The organism is Streptomyces sp. NPDC017676, assembly GCF_044329325.1.
Classification (GTDB): Bacteria; Actinomycetota; Actinomycetes; order Streptomycetales; family Streptomycetaceae; genus Streptomyces.
This window is the reverse complement of record NZ_JBIRJA010000015.1, coordinates 84,557-99,215: the sequence shown is the minus strand read 5'-3', so window position 1 is coordinate 99,215 and position 14,659 is coordinate 84,557. Positions and strand designations below refer to the sequence as shown.

11 protein-coding genes are annotated in these 14,659 nt (G+C 71.3%); 6 read left to right on the top strand and 5 right to left on the bottom strand.

Translation table 11 applies throughout. The features are described 5' to 3' along the window. Positions 1–882 precede the first annotated feature (882 nt). The 3 genes from ACH4LD_RS29840 to ACH4LD_RS29830 are packed head-to-tail and all read right to left on the bottom strand — an operon-like array spanning position 883 to position 5,940. The gene (locus ACH4LD_RS29840; protein ID WP_398054665.1) at positions 883–1,320 is read right to left on the bottom strand and encodes a hypothetical protein; all 438 of its coding nucleotides are present in this window, start codon (positions 1,318–1,320) and stop codon (positions 883–885) included. Further along, the gene (locus ACH4LD_RS29835; protein ID WP_398054666.1) at positions 1,317–5,585 is read right to left on the bottom strand and encodes a DUF6531 domain-containing protein; all 4,269 of its coding nucleotides are present in this window, start codon (positions 5,583–5,585) and stop codon (positions 1,317–1,319) included. The genes ACH4LD_RS29840 and ACH4LD_RS29835 overlap by 4 nt, the downstream gene beginning before the upstream one ends. After that, positions 5,575–5,940 (bottom strand): hypothetical protein, encoded by a 366-nt coding sequence (locus tag ACH4LD_RS29830; RefSeq protein WP_398054667.1) that lies wholly within the window; start codon positions 5,938–5,940, stop codon positions 5,575–5,577. Before ACH4LD_RS29830 ends, ACH4LD_RS29835 begins: the two co-directional genes overlap by 11 nt. Before the next feature lie 258 nt (positions 5,941–6,198). Here ACH4LD_RS29830 and ACH4LD_RS29825 point away from each other — a divergent pair, with 258 nt between their 5' ends. The 6 genes from ACH4LD_RS29825 (at position 6,199) to ACH4LD_RS29800 (ending at position 12,586) form a co-directional block, all read left to right on the top strand. After that, positions 6,199–6,720 (top strand): hypothetical protein, encoded by a 522-nt coding sequence (locus tag ACH4LD_RS29825; RefSeq protein WP_398054668.1) that lies wholly within the window; start codon positions 6,199–6,201, stop codon positions 6,718–6,720. A gap of 72 nt (positions 6,721–6,792) precedes the next feature. Beyond that, the gene (locus ACH4LD_RS29820; RefSeq protein ID WP_398054669.1) at positions 6,793–7,191 is read left to right on the top strand and encodes a nuclear transport factor 2 family protein; all 399 of its coding nucleotides are present in this window, start codon (positions 6,793–6,795) and stop codon (positions 7,189–7,191) included. A 103-nt stretch (positions 7,192–7,294) separates the two neighbouring features. Then, positions 7,295–7,459 carry a hypothetical protein gene (locus ACH4LD_RS29815; RefSeq protein ID WP_398054670.1) on the top strand — a complete coding sequence of 55 codons (165 nt, stop codon included), beginning with the start codon at positions 7,295–7,297 and terminating at the stop codon, positions 7,457–7,459. A 123-nt stretch (positions 7,460–7,582) separates the two neighbouring features. Continuing rightward, positions 7,583–7,783 (top strand): hypothetical protein, encoded by a 201-nt coding sequence (locus ACH4LD_RS29810; RefSeq protein WP_398054671.1) that lies wholly within the window; start codon positions 7,583–7,585, stop codon positions 7,781–7,783. Then, positions 7,780–8,916: a Dyp-type peroxidase gene (locus tag ACH4LD_RS29805; RefSeq protein WP_398054672.1), complete on the top strand. Its 1,137-nt coding sequence runs from the start codon at positions 7,780–7,782 to the stop codon at positions 8,914–8,916. Before ACH4LD_RS29810 ends, ACH4LD_RS29805 begins: the two co-directional genes overlap by 4 nt. A gap of 235 nt (positions 8,917–9,151) precedes the next feature. Further along, on the top strand, positions 9,152–12,586 hold the full coding sequence (locus ACH4LD_RS29800) for an ATP-binding protein (protein ID WP_398054673.1): 3,435 nt from the start codon (positions 9,152–9,154) through the stop codon (positions 12,584–12,586). 38 nt (positions 12,587–12,624) lie between these two features. On the opposite strand, the gene ACH4LD_RS29795 is transcribed toward ACH4LD_RS29800, so the two are convergent. Together ACH4LD_RS29795 and ACH4LD_RS29790 are read right to left on the bottom strand one after the other, a co-directional pair. Further along, positions 12,625–13,419, bottom strand: a complete 795-nt coding sequence (locus tag ACH4LD_RS29795; protein ID WP_132784642.1) for an ABC transporter permease — start codon at positions 13,417–13,419, stop codon at positions 12,625–12,627. Continuing rightward, entirely contained in the window at positions 13,416–14,390 is a 975-nt protein-coding gene (locus tag ACH4LD_RS29790) for an ATP-binding cassette domain-containing protein (RefSeq protein ID WP_398054674.1), read from the bottom strand. The genes ACH4LD_RS29795 and ACH4LD_RS29790 overlap by 4 nt, the downstream gene beginning before the upstream one ends. Between the last annotated feature and the right edge of the window lie 269 nt (positions 14,391–14,659).

Below are 14,659 nucleotides of genomic sequence, written 5' to 3'. Positions count from 1 at the left end.
TCCGGCTCGCGGGCGGCTCCCATTCCCCTAGCCCGGTGGCGACGCCTGGGCGCATCACGGGGAACCTGTGGGGCATACGCGCGGGTTAGGTGCGGCACAGCGTAGGCGGTTGCTTGTACGGACGGCCATTGTGTGAGCCTCTCCGTTCCTGATCTGCCACCGTCCCCGGGCCCGGGCTTCAGGTCCCACGTCCGGAACGAATCCGTCGGCTCCATGTCAGCTGGCCGGGCGAGCGGATCCCGCGTCGCCGGGCCGTGCCAGCCAACGGACCGCGCATGGGCGAAGCCGGGCGGTGCCTGCTGCTTGACGAGCCACCCGGATGCTCCGACCGCAGGCGGGCGTGTGCCTCGTTGGGCCCTATGGCACGGCCGACGACCGGGTCCTCTAGCTCGGGTGCTGCTACGGGAAAGCGCTTACCCACCCCATTTTCGGACAGGGCGACTCCGAGTTGTTCCCCCGAGGGAACGTGATGCAGATCTGCTTGGCCTGCAACGGCGCATCCGGTGCAGGCCAGCAGGGCGAGTGCAGCCAGTCGCCTTCCGGGCGGTCTTGCCGGCCGCAGGTGCTTGGAGAGGCGTCAGCCCGGCGGTCGGAGGTGTCTCCATCGGTCGCCGCTCGCCGTGACCACCTCGGTCAAGAGGCCGACGACGCCATGCCCCCCGCCATCGTGCGCGTGTTCAACGGCACCTCAGGCACCTCAGCCTCCGCGTGAGCCGCCGCCGTCTGTCTGAATTGAAATTCCGGCTGTACCCGTGAGCCGGGGTGGCTCTCCATGAGCTGGGCGACCGCACCAGGCAACGGCGAGCGGGTCTCAAGGCGCGTGTACGTCCGGGGCAGGGTGCTCGACGTTTCCTCCGCCTTCGTCATCCAGGCTGTCGGCACTCACCCCTTCCTGCCCGGTACGAGAGGACGGAATGCGGCGAGGGCAGCTTCCCAGTCGGATGCGACCGGGTCTTCCCGAGGGAGGGCGGGACCCAGGTCCTCTGCCGCGCCGAGCACGGCGGAGGCGAGTTCCGGCGCCGTCGTCCGTGCGACGACTCCGTCCTTACCAGCGACCGACAGGCCGTCTTTGGTCCGTCGCACGACAAGGCCGAAGGAGGTGTCGGCACCGGTGAAGCTCAGCATGCGGGCGTTGCCCCGGAGAAAGGAACCCAGGCTGTCCAGCAACTGGACGACCGAAAGGTAGATCATCATGCCCTGATCGGGGATATGGCCGGCCGAGTCGGCCGTGCCGAGATCCCCAGTGACGGCCATGTCGCCCAGATCGAACCCGCTGGCGTCGCCCTGACCGGGCCGTACGGTGAACTGCACATTGATCACGGGGTGTAGCTCTTTCCTACCGGGAAGAAGGTGATGACGCGGTTTCCGTCCTCGGAGTCGACGATGAGCCGATATCGGGCCGACATGCCGTTCACGGTCATCCTCTTCTCGAAGGTCTGGATCCGGCGCCCGGGATCCGATACCCGCTGACCTCGCTCGATCATTGTCCTCACAGCCTTCTCCACCTGCCCACGGGTGGTCGACGGGGGCATCAGATCGCCGTGGCCGCCTTGGGCGGTCCCCGAGATGTGACGTTCGTCGATGTGCTGCCACCCCTCCTTGGGGTTCCCGTTCTCCAGCCTTGGAGTGGTGCGGCAGAGCGCGAGACCGTAGGGGTCCGTCCAGGTGAGCGGATGAGGGCCGTACCAGTACGGGTTCGGACCGGCTTCCAGACCGAGCGGATCCGGGGAGAGGTACGCCGCAGTCTCGGGATCGTAGTAGCGGTGGAAGTTCTGGTTGAGGCCGGATTCCGCATCGGCGTACTGGCCGGGGAAACGCAAGGGGCAATCCACGGACTCGGCGTCGTCTGCGGGTGCCGGTAACTGTGTGCCCCAGAGGGTAGTACGCCGCTGCCAGGCAACGTCACCGTCGGGAGAGACGAGTTCGGTCGGGGTACCGATGGCGTCCGTGATGACGGCGTGGAAGTGAGTGGTGTGGTCGGCCGTGGTCTCCTCGGCGAGCCGGGAGAGGAAGGACGCACCCGCAGGACCGACCACGTGGCTGCTGGTGGTCTGGGCGACGGGGCGATGTGTGCCGGGGGCGTAGTCCCACGTCGTGACGCCGCCGCCCGTGAGGAGTTGCTCGGCGAGAAGAGTCTCCTCCCATGTGAAGTCCGTTCGGTCGGCCTCCGAACCATCCGCCAGACAGCGGAACTTGGCGACACGCCGTCCCAGAGGGTCGTAGGCATACCGCCATCGGTCACCCTCGGGCGTGACGACCTCGACGAGCCGGTCCTCCGCGTTCCAGGCGTACGCCCACGTCTTCGCCTGCCCGCTCAGCAGCTTGCGCGTTTTCTGGGTCCGGCGGCCCTGGGAATCATAGGAGTACGTGGTGTCGCCTGCCCGCCGCACCAGCATGCCGTCGATGTCACGACCACCTGCGGCGACATGGGCGGCCGCGGACGCGTCAGTGAGGTTGCCGGCGCTGTCGTACGCGTAGGTCTCGCTCCAGCCATGGGCGCGTACACCCGTCACTCGGCCCATCGTGTCGATGTCGAAGCGGCGCGTGCCCGTTGTGAGCTCTCGGATCTCGGTCAGGTGGCCGTCGGCCCGGTAGGCGTACGCGCGGTGCTGCAACAGGTTGTGCGCACCCGCTGTGAGAGATTGGGCTGAGAGGCGGTCGACCGCGTCCCAGGTCTGCGTGAGGGCCACGCCGCTGCCCAAGTGACGTTGTGTCTCGCGCCCTGCCGCGTCATGCGTGAAGGTCAGCGCGCCCGCTTCGGAACACAGCTGTGTCGGCCTGCCCGCCGGATCGTATGTCCAGTGCGAGGCCGGCCCCGATGGGGTCTCGCGTCGGACCCGGCGGCCCAGTGTGTCATAGGCGTACGTGGTGGTGCGGCCGTTGACGGTCTCGCTCACTATGCGGCCCATCGCATCCCGGGTGAACGCGACGTCCGCGTCCGCGTTCACCGCCTGCGCGAGGCGGCCGTCCGCCGCATAAGCGAATGTCGTGACGTCGTCCGCGTCCGACCGTTGCTCCACGAGCCGCCCCAACGCGTCCCGCGCGAAGCGCAAAGTCTCCCCGGCTCCGTTGGTCCGCGCAGTCACCCGACCTACCGCGTCGTGCGTGTACGTCAGCGTGCGGCCGTCGAAGTCCGTCTCGGTCACGAGACGACCTGACTCGTCGTAGGTGTACGACCAAGTGCGGCCCTGCGCGTTGGTGACCTCTGTCAGACGCAGTTCCGTGTCGTAGGAGAACGCGTAGTGGGCGCCGTCCGGGTCGATTCTCGTGGCCGGTACGTCGAAATGGGCCGCGGTGTGCCGGGTCGTATGACCTGCTGGATCGATGTGGGAGAGAAGGTTTCCCTCCGCGTCCCAGGACCACGACTCCCGGGTGCCGTCGGGCTGCTCGCGCCAGGAGGGCTTGCCCTCCGTCGTCCAACCGAGGCGTGTGGTGTGGCCCAGCGGGTCCGTCATCTCAACCACCCGACCGAAGGCGTCCCGGCGGATGGTCGTCGTGTGGCCCATCTCGTCCGTCAGGGTGACGGGCAGGCCGGCGTCGTCGTAGGCGACCGTGCGGGTGTGGCCGAGGGCGTTGGTGATCGCCGTGGGGCGGCCCGCCGCGTCGTTCGTGTACCGCGTCTCGGCGCCGACCGGGTCCACGGTGCTGAGCAGGTTGCCCCGCTCGTCGTACACGTGCCGCCAGACCACCCCGCCGGGCTCGACCACCTCCGTGGGGAGGCCAAGCGCGTTGTACGCAGCCCGGGCGACCGAGCCGTCGGGCAGGCTAAGTTCGGTGACGTTGCCCGCGTCGTCATAGGCATACCGCGTGGTGTGACCCAGCGGGTCGGTTACCGTCAGCGGCTTGTCGCCATACTCGTCCCACTCCGTGCGGGTGACGTGCCCGAGCGGGTCCGTCTCCTCCACCACCAGGCCCTCGGCGTTGTACCGGTGGACCGAGGTGTGGCCTCGGGAGTCGGTGTACGTCGTGGTGCGGGCGCTGTCGTCGTACGTCAGCGTGCCGGAGAGGATGCCGTCGACGCCCTCGGTGCGGACGACACGGCCCCGCTCGTCGTAGACGTACGAGAACCAGGTGCCGTTGCGGTCGGTCCAGCGGGTGACGCGGCTCTCGGTGTCGTAGGTGAAGCGGAGGGGTTCGCCGCTGGAGTTGATGATCTCCGTGAGGTTGCCGGCGGTGTCGTAGCCGTAGCGCATGACGAGCGTGCCCTCGTCGGGCGCGGCGGACGGGCGGTAGCGGGAGGGCGGCTCGTCCAGGAGGCGCAGGGCCGTGATGCGTGGGCCCTGGGTGTCGACGGCGACGTAGTAGCCGCCGGAGTGGCGGATGCCGAACGGGATGCCCTCGTCGCCGCGTTCGACGTCGATGCGGTTGCCGTTGCGGTCGCTCCAGGAGTCCAGCGCCAGGTGGAAGACGCCGAAGGACGGGGAGGGGACGGGAGCGGCGAAGGTGCGCATCACGCCGGTCGCCGGGTCGGTGACCGTCATCGCGCCGTCCGGTTTGCCGTCCCACTCCAGGGGCCAGCGCGGGCCCTTGGCCGGCATCGTGGGAACGCCGGGCTGCGGCACCGGGTAGACCAGGCGCATGCCGTCGGCCGCGGCGAAGACGACGCCCTCGCCGTCGATCTGGAGACACTCGTCCAGGGTGGAGATCCAGGTCGGGCCGAAGCAGACACCGCCCCGGTACGAGGAGAGGTGGGTGCGCGTGAACTCCAGAGGCAGGCTGCCGGGCAGGGTCAGGTCCGTCTGGGTCATCAGCATGGCGCCGGTCGCCACGTCGATCGGCTCTCCCACACACGGGGTGCGCTCGGCGTTGCGGGCGGCCGGGCCCAGCTCCACCAGGTCGGGGCGGAGCGACGGCGGACGCAGCAGCAGCGGGGTCGTGTCGGCGAGGCCGCCTTCCATGCTCGCCTTCAGCAGGCCGCCGCCCGCTCCCAGCGCACCGCCGAAGATCATGCCGTCCTTGGCGGCCTGATTGACCTCGTCCAGACTGAAGCCGTGCTGCAGACCGGTCGCCATCTTCAGCGGCTGGGCCACGGCGAGGTCGACCGCGACCGATTCGACCCCGCCGAAGGCGGCGGCGACCAGGGTGCCTGCGGCGATCTCGGCCACCGTCGTGGTGACCGCGATGCCCATCGTGGCACCGAACTCGATGACCGCGTCCGCCGCCGCGACGGCCGCCCCGGAGGCCAGGCCCGCGGTGAAGAAGGCCAGCGTCACCCCGCCCGCGATCACGGCGGCGTCGATGCCGATCTGCGTCCACAGCTTGTTGATCGCGTCGTCGATCGCGTCGGCGAACTTCTCCAGCGCCTTGGCCATCTCCCGCGAGGACTTCGCCAGGTCGCTCAACCAGCCGCCGTCCTGGTCCTTGGCGTAGCGGCCCCAGAACTTCTCGAACGCCTCGATCGACTCACCGGTGTTGTTGTGGATGATCGACGACGCGCTGCGGTGCACCGGGGAGCGGACGTCGTCCACCGAATCGGCGAAGATGCGCCAGGCTTTCGCTGCGTCCCTCAGTTTGCCGGAGTCGGCCTCGGGCCACCACAGACCCAGCTTCAGAAGGATGTGGCGGGCCTTGTCCTCAACGCTCACCGGCACCGTCGCTCTGCTGAGGGGTCTTCACTTGCGTGAACATGCCGGCGATCAGCTGGTCGTTGTCCACGTGCCCGTCCGACAGGTCCACCATGGCCTCGTGAATGCTCGTCAGACCGAGCACCAGGATGCCCGCCGCGCTCTCGATCTTCTTCTGCTGCGGCTTGTAGGCGTTGCCGAACTTGTCGCCCTGCTCGTCGTGGCCCCAGGGCTCACCCAGGCCGTCCAGGGTCTGGATCAGCGTGGTCAGCGCCTTGCTCAGATCGATGGCTCCCTGATGGAAGGCCGGTGCCGCCGCCCTGATGTCGGCGGTCTTGATGTCCAGGACCTTGCCGGGCACCTTGCCGTCGCCCATGGCTGTCGCCTCCCCCGGTTCGCGGCTGCGGCTTCCGACCATAGGGCAGACGGGTAAAGGGAGTGCCATGTCGACCCTGCGCGTGATGCTGTGCCGCGGTTCCCTCGGCGTCCACTCGTCCGGGTTGATTCCGTCGATGCCCTTGAGCGCCTGGCGGAAGGAACGGCGGACGTCGGCCGCGGAGCCGTGGTCGGCCGACTGCTGTAAGCGGGTGTCCTTCGTCGTGCACTGTGCGGTGGTCCCGGCGATCCTGGAGATGTGCCCAGCGTCCCCCTCCGGAACGGCGGCACCGCAGAGCACCGTCCGGACCGGTCGCGGACCGACTACGCGGGTGCGATCTACGGTGCCCTGCTGGCCGCGTCCGTCATAGCCGGGACCGCAGCGTTCGGCCCGTTCCCCCGCCTCGGACTCGTACTGTTCCTCCTCGTCACCGGCATCGTGTTCTGGACCGCCCATGTCTACGCCCGTCTGGCCGGCGAGCGGGCGCACGGACAACCCCTGAGCTGGAGCGAGGTACGCCATGTGGCCCGGCACGAGTGGCCTATGGTCCAGGCCACGTTCCCCCCGGCCATTGCAGTGGCGATCAGCCCCCTGCTGAGGCTGGGGCTCGCCGGAACGGCATGGTTCGCACTGGGGGTCGCCCTGATCGAGCAGGTCGCGTGGTCGACCGTCGCCGCCGCGCGAGCCGGGGCCTCTCGCCGACTGGTCGTGGTCTCCGGTCTGGTGAACCTGGTGCTCGGCCTGATCATCGTGGTCGTCAAGTCGACCCTGCATCACTGAGTCCGTCTTCCAGCGGGGCTGAGAGAGGGCTCCACCGGAAGAACGCTCCCGGCACGCGAGGAGAGGAGACCCATGATGTCGAACGATCCCATCGCGGCGGTGGGCCAGTACGTCGATGCCTTCAACCGCGGTGACGCGGAGGCGATGACCGCGACGTGCGCCGACCCGATGCAGATCCCTGACGGGATGGCACCGCACGTGTGGCAGGGACCGACAGCGGGCGAAGCCTGGTGGAGGGACGTGCTGACCGAGGGTGCGCGCCCGGGGGCTTCGGGCTACCGCATCGAACTCGGTGAGCCCCGGCACGTCGATGTCACCGGCGAGCACGCCTACGTCGTCGTCCCCGCGACCATGACATTCGACCTGCGGGGCAAGCGGGTCGTTCAAGGCGGCCCGGTCTTCACGGTGGCACTCCGCAGGGTGGGCCCAGTGTGGCGCCTCACGGTCTGGGCGTGGGCCAAAGGGACTTGACCGGCCCGCGCGGCCGCCTCCCCCTCCCGCTGAGCGGGCGCGCCCGGCAGTCCGGTGTCACGCTGGATGTGGGTTTCGGCCCGTGGGGGACAGAGGAGCGGACATGGAGATCAAGCCGCAGGCGGTCGCCATCCCCAAGGAGACCGATCATCTGGAACAGGGGAGGTACGGCCCTGTCTTCCCCCGGACCCCGGCCTGTTACGGATTCACGATCACCGCCGACATCAAGCCGGGCAGGGCAATTCCTGTGGATGCCGCCCAGCGGTGACCGCGCGGCCGATCTGCTGCTGGCGGACTCGACCATCTTCAGCTTCCTCTTCGGTGGTGACGACAGCCTGCGGAACTTCTGGCGGAACGTCGTCTCCAAGTAGGACCGGCGCGGAGGTGAGCGGTGAGCACGCACACGGACGTCTCGTTGGAACTCGATGACATCCAGCGCGGGGTCCTCAGCCCCCGGCCGACGCCCTACGCGGCGAGCTACCTCGCCTTCCGCATCGACGACCGGGTCGACGGCCGGGAGTTGATGCGGCGGGCGAGTACGGCGGTGACCTCCGCGGCGGACTCGGTCAGCCCCTGGGCGAGGCCTGGGTGAGCGCGGCCGTCACCTGCCGCGGCCTGGAGGCGCTCGGGGTGCCGCGCGCCGCGCTGGAGACGTTCGCCTGGGAGTTCCGTCAGGGGATGGCGGCCCGTGCCAGGGCGCTGGGCGATGTGGGCGACAGCAGCCCGGAACGCTGGGAGGCGCCGCTGGGCAGCCTCGATGTGCACGTGGTCCTCACAGCGGTCGCGCCCGATGCCGCACAACTGGAGGCGGCCGTCGACCGGGCCCGCCCCGCGTACGACCGGCTCTCCGGCGTGACCGCGATCTGGCGGCAGGACTGCTACGCGCTGCCCACCGAGACCGAGCACTTCGGCTATCGCGACGGGGTCAGCCATCCCGCCGTCGAAGGCAGCGGCATACCGGGATCCAACCAGTCGGAAGTGCCGCTGAAGGCCGGCGAGTTCGTCCTCGGCTACCGGGACGAGATCGGCGGGATCCAGTCCCCGCAGCCGAGCGTGCTGGGACGCAACGGCAGCTACGCCGTCTCCCGAAAGCTCCACCAGGACGTCGCCGCGTTCCGCCGCTGTCTGAAGGACAACTCCACCGGGCCGCAGGACGAGGAACTGATCACCGCGAAGATCATGGGACGCTGGCGCAGCGGGGCTCCCCTGGCGCTGGCCCCGGACCACGACGACCCCGCGCTCGGCGCCGACCCGTACCGCCGTAACACCTTCCTTTACGAGGACGACGACCCGACGGGATTCAAGACGCCCGGCGGCTGCCACATCCGCCGGGCCAACCCGCGCGACGCCGCCGTGGCCGGAGAGGTACGACTGCACCGCATGATCCGGCGCGGCGCCGTCTACGGTTCGCCGCTGCCCGAGGGGGTACTGGAGGACGACGGAGCCGACCGCGGCCTGATGTCCGCGTTCATCGGCGCGCACCTGGGGCGGCAGTTCGAGTTCGTCCAGTCCCAGTGGATGAACGACGGCGTCTTCTTCGGCGCGAACGAGGCCCAGGACCCCGTCACCGGATCCCGTGACGGCTCAGCCGGCTTCACCATTCCCCGCAGACCACTGCGCCGACGCCTCGCCGCACTGCCGCGGTTCGTCGTCACCCGAGGAGGCGAGTACTGCTTCCTGCCCAGCCTGACCGCCCTGCGCCGGCTCGGCGAACTGAGCGGCTGACGGTGGGGAAGCCCGATGGAGACCCTGCACCTGGCGCTCAACGCCGTCACCGTCATCTTCATCGCGGCCACTGCGATGTGCGGGGCTGCGGCGGGTCGGCGTCCGGCTTGCCGGTGAGGCGCGCGTCTGGGCGACCGGGCGAGGGCCGGCCGGTCCCAGGTTGTCACTGGGCCGTCCGCAGCGGTCACCACCCTTCGGCTCCGCCGGCACGGCGGTGGGTGGCTAGTCTTCAGGCGTGACCACCGAGTTGGCTCTGCTGTCCGAAGTCGCCTGTCGTGGGCGGGAGATCACCGCTCCCCGGCTGCGTGGGCTGGTGGCGTTGCTCGCGGGGGATCTGCGGGCCGGGTGCAGCACGGGGCGGCTGGTGGAGGGGCTGTGGCCGGACGGGCTGCCGGAGCGGCCCGGCAAGGCGGTGCAGGTGCTGGTGTCGCGGCTCCGGGCGCAGGTGGGTGGTGGGCTGGTCGTCAGTACGCCCACGGGATACCGGCTGGCACTGGACGAGGCGCAGGTCGACAGCTCCGCGCTGCTGCTGCACGAGGCGGCGAGCGCCGAGCGGGCGCGGGCGGGGGATCACGCGGGTGCCCTGGCACAGGCCGAGGCGGGCTTGGCCCTGTGGGACGGGAGCGTGGGGGCCGGGGCGGGCGAGGACCTGCACGATCCGGTGGTGGCGCTCCGTACCGACCGGCTGCGGGCACACCGCTCGCTCGTGCGTTCCCGTGCGCTCGCGCTCGCCCGGCTGGGGCGGCGGGAGGAGGCCGCGGAGCCGCTGGCCGAGCTGGCCCGGGAGCTGCCGCGGGACGAGGAGGTGCTGGCGGAGCTGCTGCGGTGCGAGGCGGACACGGTGGGCCGGGCCGCCGCGCTGACCCGGTACGACGCTTATCGGCGGGCGCTGCGCGAGGAGTTGGGGGCCGACCCGGGTCCCGGGCTCAGGTCCCTCTACCAGGAGTTGCTCAGCGCGGACGCGCCCCGGGTCCGGCAGGGAGTACCGCACGAGCCGAATCCGCTGCTGGGGCGGGACGCCGACATATCCGCCGTGGCGGGGCTGCTGCGCGCGGCCCGGGTGGTCACCGTCGTGGGCCCCGGCGGGCTGGGCAAGACCCGGCTGTCCCACGCGGTGAGCCGGGCTGCCGAGCAGCCCGTGGTGCACTTCGTCCCCCTGGCCGGTGTCACCGCCGACGACGACGTGGCCGCCGAGGTGGCCTCGGCGGTCGGCGCGGGCGAGGGCCGGCAGTTCGCCGGGGGCGGCGACGCGGTGAGCGGCATCGTCGGCGCGCTGGGTACGGGGCCCACGCTGCTGGTGCTGGACAACTGCGAGCAGGTGATCGCCGGCGTGGCCGATCTCGTGCGGGCACTGGTGTCGCGGTCGAAGGAGCTGCGGGTCCTGGCGACCAGCCGGGCCCCGCTGGGGCTGACCTCGGAGTCCGTGTACGCCCTGCCGGAGCTGTCCCTCGCCACCGCGGTCGAGCTCTTCGAGCAGCGGGCGCGGGCGGCCCGGCCCGGCGTGGACCTGCCCGCCGACCGGGTCGCCGAGATCTGCCGCCACCTGGACGGGCTGCCGCTCGCCGTGGAACTGGCCGCGGCCCGGGTACGGGTGCTCTCCGTGGCCGACATCGCGCGCCGCCTCCGGGACCGTTTCGCGCTGCTGCGCGGCGGCGCCCGTGACGCGCCCGAGCGGCACCGCACGCTGCACGCCGTGGTCGAGTGGAGCTGGAACCTGCTGGAGCCCGACGGCCGGGCGGCGCTGCGCGCGCTGTCGGTGTTCCCGGGCGGCTTCGCGGAGGACGCGGCGGAGCACCTGCTCGGTGGGACGGGGGACGCGCTGTTCCTGCTGGAGCAGCTGGCCGGGCAGTCCCTGATCAAGGTGGACGACAGCTCGTCCGGGACGCGTTTCCACATGCTGGAGACCCTGCGGGAGTTCGGCGCCGCCCGGCGGGTGGAGGCGGGCGAGGAGGAGGTGGTGACCGACCGGTTCCTGGACTGGGCCCGGGACTTCGCCCGCGAGCACCACGATGTGCTGTTCACCAGCGACCCGGCGCTCTCCTGGACCCGCATACGGGCCGAGCAGGACAACCTCGTCCTCGCGCTGCGGCACGCGCTGGCCCGGTCCGACGGGCCCACCACCGCCGCCCTCACCGCCGTACTGGCCTCCCTGTGGGCCACCGACTCCCACTTCACCCGGCTCGCCGCCCTCATCGCCGACACCGGCGGGCCGCTGTCCCGCTTCCGTCCCGGCCCCGAGGACGTCGAGCCGGCCCGCACCGCGGCGGCCGTGTGCACGGCCAGCCTCTTCATGGCCCACGGCCCGCACGCCGTACGGCAGTTGGCGACGCTGCGCCGGCTGCCGCCCGCTCCGCCGGACACGCTGCTGCGGGCGCTGGCCGTCGTGCTGTGCGCCGTCCCGGACATCCACCCGCCGGAGTACGCGCTGCTGGAGGAGCTGTGCGACGCGGAGGAACCCCTGCTGGCGGGTGTGGCGGCGTGCTTCGCCAGCTACGTGTGGGACGCGGCGCACGACACGGAGCGCGCGCTGCGCTACGCCCGCCGGATGCTCGGCGCGCTGGAGCCGCTCGCCAACCCCACCATGCAGCTGCTCTGTCACGGGCGGATCAGCGAGCTGTGTCTCCAGTCCGAGAGGGGCGCGGAGGCGTACGACCATCTGCGCGCCGCGCTCGCCGCCCTCGACCGGTTCGGCGACTGGTCGGACTCGGTCGGCGTGCGCTGGGGGCTGGTGCTGGCCTGTCTGCAGCGCGGGGAGGTCGACGAGGCGGAGTACTGGCTGGGGCTCGCGGCCCTGGAACAGCCACCGGAGTCGCCGCGGACCTACACCCCCGATCTCCTGGCCCGGGCGGAGATCGCGCTGGCCCGGGGGCTGACGGAGGTCGGACTCGGCCTGTGGCGCCGGGCGGTGGAGCGGGTGCGGGAGGACAGCCTGCTGTATGCGGGAGATCCGTTCGTGCATCCGTGGTCGCTCCAGGTGCAGTCGGCCGCGCTGGCGGCGCACGCGCAGCACGGCCGGCTGGAGCCGGTGGCCGGGCTGGCCGGGCAGCTGAGGGAGCGGCTTCTCGGGATGCTGTCCGGGTCGTCGGGCAGCGCGGGTTCGTCCGGCACCGGGGGCCCGTCCGCCTCCGACTCGTCCGGCGCCGCGGGATCGTCCGTCCCCGGCTCGTCCGGCGCCGCGGGATCGTCCGTCTCCGGTTCGTCCGGCACCGCGGGCTCGTCCGTCCCCGGCTCGTCCCGCGCCGCGGGCTCGTCCGTCTCCGGTTCGTCCGGCACCGCGGGTTCGCCGGACACCGCGGCCTCATCCCGCACAGAAGGCTCCTCCGGCTCCGGCTCGTCCGGCTCCCCCGGTTCGTCCAGCTCCAGCTCCCCCAGCTCCCCCAGCGCCTCCAGCGCCTCCGGCTCCCCCGTCGAACTGCCGGTCTACGGCACGGCGTTGCTGGCGCTCGGTCTCGCCGGGCTGGCCAGGGGGGATACGGCGGCCGTACGGCTGGTGGCGCTGGCGGAGCGGATGCCGGTGGTGCGGGACTTCCCGACCCTGTCCTCGGCCCGGTCCCGGCAGGCCGCCGAGAACGCCGACAGGGCGGCGTACGCCGACGCGAGGTCGAGGTACGCCGCCCTGGGGCGGGAGGAGCTGCGGGCGGTGGCGCTGCGGGAGCTGAGCGCCGGGTGATCCCCGAGAGGCTGCGCGCCGGCTGAGCCCCGCCGGGCTCAACGCCGCGGCTCCCGGTTGAACTGCGCCTTGGACCACAGGTAGCCCAGCACGGTCAGCCCCAGGCACCAGGCGACGGCGAGCACCGCGTTCTTCGTGCCGATCCCGCTGCCGAGCAGCAGCCCGCGCAGGGTCTCGATGGCCGGCGAGAACGGCTGGTACTCGGCGAACCAGCGGAACCAGCCCGGCATGGCGTCCACCGGCACGAAGGCGCTGGACAGGAACGGCAGCATCACCAGGGGGGTTCCGGTGTTGCTGGCCCCCTCCGCGTTGGGGCTGACCAGGCCGATGCCGACCGCGAGCCAGGTCAGCGCCAGGCTGACCAGCGCCATCAGCCCGGCCGCCGCGATCCACTCCAGCGGTGTCGCGTCGGGCCGGAAGCCGATGGCCAGGCCGATGCCCAGCAGCAGCACCAGGGCCATCAGCGTCTGGATCACGCTGCCGAGCACGTGGCCGATCAGTACGGAGGCGCGGGAGATGGCCATGGTCCGGAACCGGGCCATGATGCCCTCGGTCATGTCGGTGGCCACCGACACGGCGGTGCCGAGTGAGGTCATGCTCACGGTCAGCAGCAGGATGCCGGGGACCAGATAGGCGACGTAGTCGGCGCGGTCCGCGTGTCCGCCGTTGATGCCGGCGCTCATCACGTCACCGAAGACGTAGACGAAGAGCAGCAGCAGGATGACCGGGGTGAGCAGGAGGTTCAGGGTGAGGGAGGGGTAGCGGCGGGCGTGCAGCAGGTTGCGCCGCAGCATCGTGAGGTTGTCGCGGAAGGCGTGGCCGGCGGCGCTCATCGGGCGGTCTCCTTGTCGGTGGACTGGGAAGGTACGGGGCTCGCGGTCAGGGCGAAGAACACGTCGTCCAGGTCCGGGGTGTGGACGGACAGCTCGTCGGCCTCGATGCCGGCGGCGTCGAGCCAGTCGAGGATGGCGCGCAGCTCGCGCTGGCTTCCGTCGCTGGGGATCTGCAGGGTGAGCGCCTCGTCGTCGCGGGTGGCCTCGCGCAGTGCGGTGGCCGCCCGCTCGTACGCCACCGGGTCGGAGAAGCGCAGCCGCACGTGCCCGCCGGGGACGAGCCGTTTGAGCTGCTCGGCGCTGCCGTCGGCGACGATCTTCCCTCCGTTGAGCACCGCGATGCGGTCGGCCAGCTGGTCGGCCTCCTCCAGGTACTGGGTGGTGAGGAAGACGGTCGTACCGCCGGAGACCAGCTCGCGGATGATCTGCCACATGGTGTGGCGGGAGCGCGGGTCGAGGCCGGTGGTCGGCTCGTCCAGGAAGATGATCCGCGGGCTGCCGACCAGGGTCATGGCGATGTCGAGGCGGCGCTTCATGCCGCCGGAGTAGGTGGAGGCGGGCTTCTTCGCGGCCTCGGTGAGGTCGAACCGTTCCAGCAGCTCGGCGGTGACGCGCCGTCCCTCGCTCCGGGAGAGGTGGTGCAGGTCCGCCATCAGGAGCATGTTCTCCTCACCGGTGATCAGCCCGTCCACGGCGGAGAACTGACCGGTGACACCGATGGCGGCCCGCACCTCCTGCGCCTCGGCGGCGAGATCGTGCCCGGCGATGCGCGCCTGCCCGCCGTCGGCGGAGATCAGCGTGGACAGGATGCTGACCGCCGTGGTCTTGCCCGCGCCGTTGGGCCCGAGGAGGGAGAAGACGGTGCCGGCGGGCACGTGGATGTCGATGCCGTCGAGGACCGTCTTGTCCCCGTAGGACTTGCGCAGCCCGGTGGCCGCGATCGCGAGTTCGTCTGCGTCCGTTGTCGTCATGCCGCAGAGCGTGCGGCCCGGGCGGTTCAGCGTGGCTTCAACGCGGTTTCAGCGGCCCGGGGCCGGGGCGGGGCGGTGAAACCGGGGACGGGGCGGGGCGGTGAAGCCGGGGTGAAACCGCAGGTCGTTCGGCGGTCGGGGGCCGTCGGTCGGGACCGTCGTTCCGAGGCCATCGGTCGGGGGCCGTCGATCCAGGGCCATCGCTCAGGGCCACCGGTCGGGGGCCGTCGATCCAGGGCCATCGCTCAGGGCCACCGGTCGGGGGCCGT

Bases quoted from the DNA above. Each gene is read 5' to 3' on its own strand.
- ACH4LD_RS29790 (WP_398054674.1), bottom strand. From the start codon at position 14,390: ATGACGACAACGGACGCAGACGAACTCGCGATCGCGGCCACCGGGCTG.
- ACH4LD_RS29820 (WP_398054669.1), top strand. From the start codon at position 6,793: ATGATGTCGAACGATCCCATCGCGGCGGTGGGCCAGTACGTCGATGCC.
- ACH4LD_RS29815 (WP_398054670.1), top strand. From the start codon at position 7,295: ATGGAGATCAAGCCGCAGGCGGTCGCCATCCCCAAGGAGACCGATCAT.
- ACH4LD_RS29795 (WP_132784642.1), bottom strand. From the start codon at position 13,419: ATGAGCGCCGCCGGCCACGCCTTCCGCGACAACCTCACGATGCTGCGG.
- ACH4LD_RS29830 (WP_398054667.1), bottom strand. From the start codon at position 5,940: ATGGGCGACGGCAAGGTGCCCGGCAAGGTCCTGGACATCAAGACCGCC.